The following is a 3,384-nucleotide window of genomic DNA, read 5'->3' as shown; positions in this document are numbered from 1 at the left end:
TGTAGTTAAAGTATATCAAAAGTATTAATTAACTACAAAATTATGAACGTTATTCTTTTGGTTTTATTAAAATATAATAGTTAAATAGCGCCATAATACCAGCTATAATAATGCTCCATATAATCTGTTCTCTTTCAAAGAAATAGGCTATTGTTGCAAAAGATAGGCACATAACATAAAAATATTTAAAAAATGGAGATATTTTATAAAAAGATTTATGTAAATTATTAAACATGATAATCACCTAGATTCAAATTATTGATAACCCCATCCAATAGGTACTGGTTGAGGTTGTGCTCCTGGAATTGTTTGATTTTCAAATTCTATATATATTCCTTTATTGGTATCAAGGTTAACTGAAGCAAGTTGCCCTAGCATACCTCCTAAGGCTCCACCAGTAGCTCCACCTATTAGAGCACCAATTGCGCCAGCGGCTCCTGCACCTAAAATAGAAATGGTCTTAGTATATGTCGAGTTTAGATATAGTGTAAAAGTATTTGTGCCAGTATTTACTACTTTTGTTTGACCAGTAGCGCGAAGAGGTGAGTTATCTTCAGCAATGGCCATCTTAATTTCTTCATCAGTATAAATATCATGAAGATCATATCCTCGGGCTTCTAGCTCATCAAACAGCATTTGGTTAGTTAAGCCAATGGCATGAATAGAATCATCTTCAGATAATCTTTCTATTGGCGACTCTGGGATTACTTCATCGTCTATATTTTCAACCTAACAAAAAATAAAAACGTTTTCAAATGATATGTTTTAAGTTAATTCTGTGTAACAGCAAGCACAGTCATTGTCATGACAAATTTAAAAAAATAGCACATTCTCTATCGAAAATTTTTGCTTATTTTTTAAATTACTTTGGGAAAATCCCAATCCCTTTTGAACAGAACGAAAGCCGATTTAGAAAAAGGGCGCACTTATACACCATACGTCCCGTAAAGACTATGGTGTGTGCGGAAAACCCCCATGATATCAAATTCATGGGGGTTTTTATTTATGTAAAATTTTCTGGCGAAAATTAAAAATTCGCTTCGCTCATGTTAAAAAAATCATTACCAATTTACTAAATTATTTGGATTTTTTTCGTCTAAAATGACATTTTTAAATACCCAATCGGCATATTTTTTTCGGCTTTCTTCTGACACTATCCATGGATATTTTATTTCAAAAATTTGAATATCTGTTTCTAAATATACAGGCGTTTTACCGTTAGAAAAATGATAAATCGGCTTAGGAAAATCCTTTCTTCTGGTGTAATTATATAAGCTTTGTCTATTGGACATTGCCCAACGTCGACGTAAATCATACTTAGATAATAAAACGGGTAAATCATTTTTGATCGCTTTAGATTTTTCGTTTAGCTCGGCAATGATTGCTTCTTTTTCTGATGTCATTTGCCAATTGATATATAACGGATTATTCATTTCATCTGTCATTTTCTTTACCCTCTTTACTAGATAAATCGTTTCAGATAGTCTTTAGCAGCTTTTTTAAAATAGCCAACAGGGTGCTTATAGTGTTGTTTCGCAACATATGAAATATGCTTTTCGACAGTGTCTAGGGTCGCTCTATCAGCAAGTTGTTGGTAGAGTGGATAAACCTCTAGTTTAAATTGTTCAATCAATTCATGGTTATGCGCTGATAGCACCCCATAATTGATTAACCATTCAGTGAATTTATTCTCGTATTTTGGCGCATATTCTTGTGGTTGCTCGTCATATTTATTTTCTAACCAAGGTTCAGTATGTTCAGGTTGCCAAGTAAATAATAACCCAGTAATCGGATTACCACGTGTATTTTTTTTAATTTTCTTAACCTTTAATTTTTTGAAATAAGGGGAGAGTTCTTTTAACGTTGGTTTTAAAATACGCTTATCAATATCACTCATAGCATATGACTTAGGGCAATCGATTAATTTTTTAAAATCATCAATCTTAAATTCTTTTTTCCCAAGTGTTCGCCATTGCTTTAATAAGCGATACATCGTTTTTGCATAAGTTGAACGTATCGCTGTAAATTCTGCAAGTTCATACGTTGTAAATTCAACTTGTAGTTGGTTTACAACGTATTCAAATTCTTCAGAAACCTTAATTATAGCCGTCATTTCGCTTAAATCATCACTCCAAGTAAATTTAAACTTAGTAAATAAATTCATTAATTCAAATGAATTAGAAGTACGCTCAATATAATGAATATTGGCTACTTTTTTCCCTAATGATTCAATTGTATCTTGAAATCTTTTATTATGATTGACTGTATAATCAGCAAGTTCAGCAAGATAATATTTATCAAAATGTATTTCACGTGTACCTTCATCTCGTACTTTAGCAATGATAGAGAAAAAGAAATTCATTTCTTCTGAAGTCCAGGTCCGCATGCTTATACTATTCAAATCATTATGGTATTTTACTACCTCATTTATCATTAAAGGTCACCTCTTTTATTTGACCTTATAATACCATCTTTTTTTATAAGGTCAAATAAAAAAGATGACCTTTAATAACCGACATTTTGACCTTTAATAACCGACATTTTGACCTTTAATAACCGACATTTTGACCTTTAATAACCGACATTTTGACCTTTTGAAAACCACCCTATCCTTACTCTCCCAAGGGATAAAAAACACCTAAACATATATCTAAACATATATCTAAACATAGATATATAAACATATTTATCTATTTATCGTATTTTTCTTAAACAGAAAATTGATAAAAAACTATAAAAAAGAGAATAGAAAAAACAAATAAGGAAGCCTTGCTGACGCAAGCCATTAAAAAAGGGGCAAAGCCCCTTAAACCCCTTATTTTCAAGAAAAAGGGGAAATTGTTGTGTGAGATTGTTTGAAAATCTAAGTAATTTTGCGTAAATTGTTGCATTTATAAGCATGCTAACGCATGGTCAAGGGTTAACACCCTTAACAAACCACTGAAATACGCTCAGAAGCAAATGAAAGGGTATAAGTAACGTGATTTACTAATTTAGTTATATTTTTATCTAATATGATTTAAAGTGCACTAACTATCTTTTAAATCGAAATTATAGGGGGCTAGAGACGTTTTAAAACTATTTTAGGGCATTTATATGTAAGTGTGTCTAAAACGTCGTGAGCACCTCTTATTTTTCGTATTTTGGCTACGACATACTGTTGAAGTCGACTCATCGCAAATAAAAATGCGAGGAGGTGCCTAATTTACATTATTTCCTTGAGCTCTTACTTGCTATTACGGCTGGTGTGATTGTTCATCTCATCAGTAAATGGCTAGATAGTAAGGACAAATAGTCGACTAGCCTTGCGTGTTTATCTATAACACAAAAAAGCCCAGTAGTTCACGCTACTGGGCTTTTTTTGTGCAATTTGTATTATTCCCT

Annotated in this window: 3 protein-coding genes; all 3 read right to left on the bottom strand. The window is 32.0% G+C overall.

The window, feature by feature from the left end; translation table 11 throughout:
• Positions 1–255: 255 nt before the first annotated feature.
• Positions 256–636 carry a hypothetical protein gene (locus ACRCJ0_RS10945; protein ID WP_431390460.1) on the bottom strand — a complete coding sequence of 127 codons (381 nt, stop codon included), beginning with the start codon at positions 634–636 and terminating at the stop codon, positions 256–258.
• Positions 637–1,061: 425 nt separating this feature from the next.
• A complete protein-coding gene (locus ACRCJ0_RS10940) occupies positions 1,062–1,445 on the bottom strand; it encodes a hypothetical protein (protein WP_431390459.1) in 384 nt (127 codons plus the stop codon).
• Between the two features lie 17 nt (positions 1,446–1,462).
• The gene (locus ACRCJ0_RS10935) at positions 1,463–2,434 is read right to left on the bottom strand and encodes a RepB family plasmid replication initiator protein (protein ID WP_431390458.1); all 972 of its coding nucleotides are present in this window, start codon (positions 2,432–2,434) and stop codon (positions 1,463–1,465) included.
• Positions 2,435–3,384 lie beyond the last annotated feature (950 nt).

The organism is Aerococcus sp. L_32 (assembly GCF_050689315.1).
This window is presented reverse-complemented; position numbering and strand designations above follow the sequence as displayed.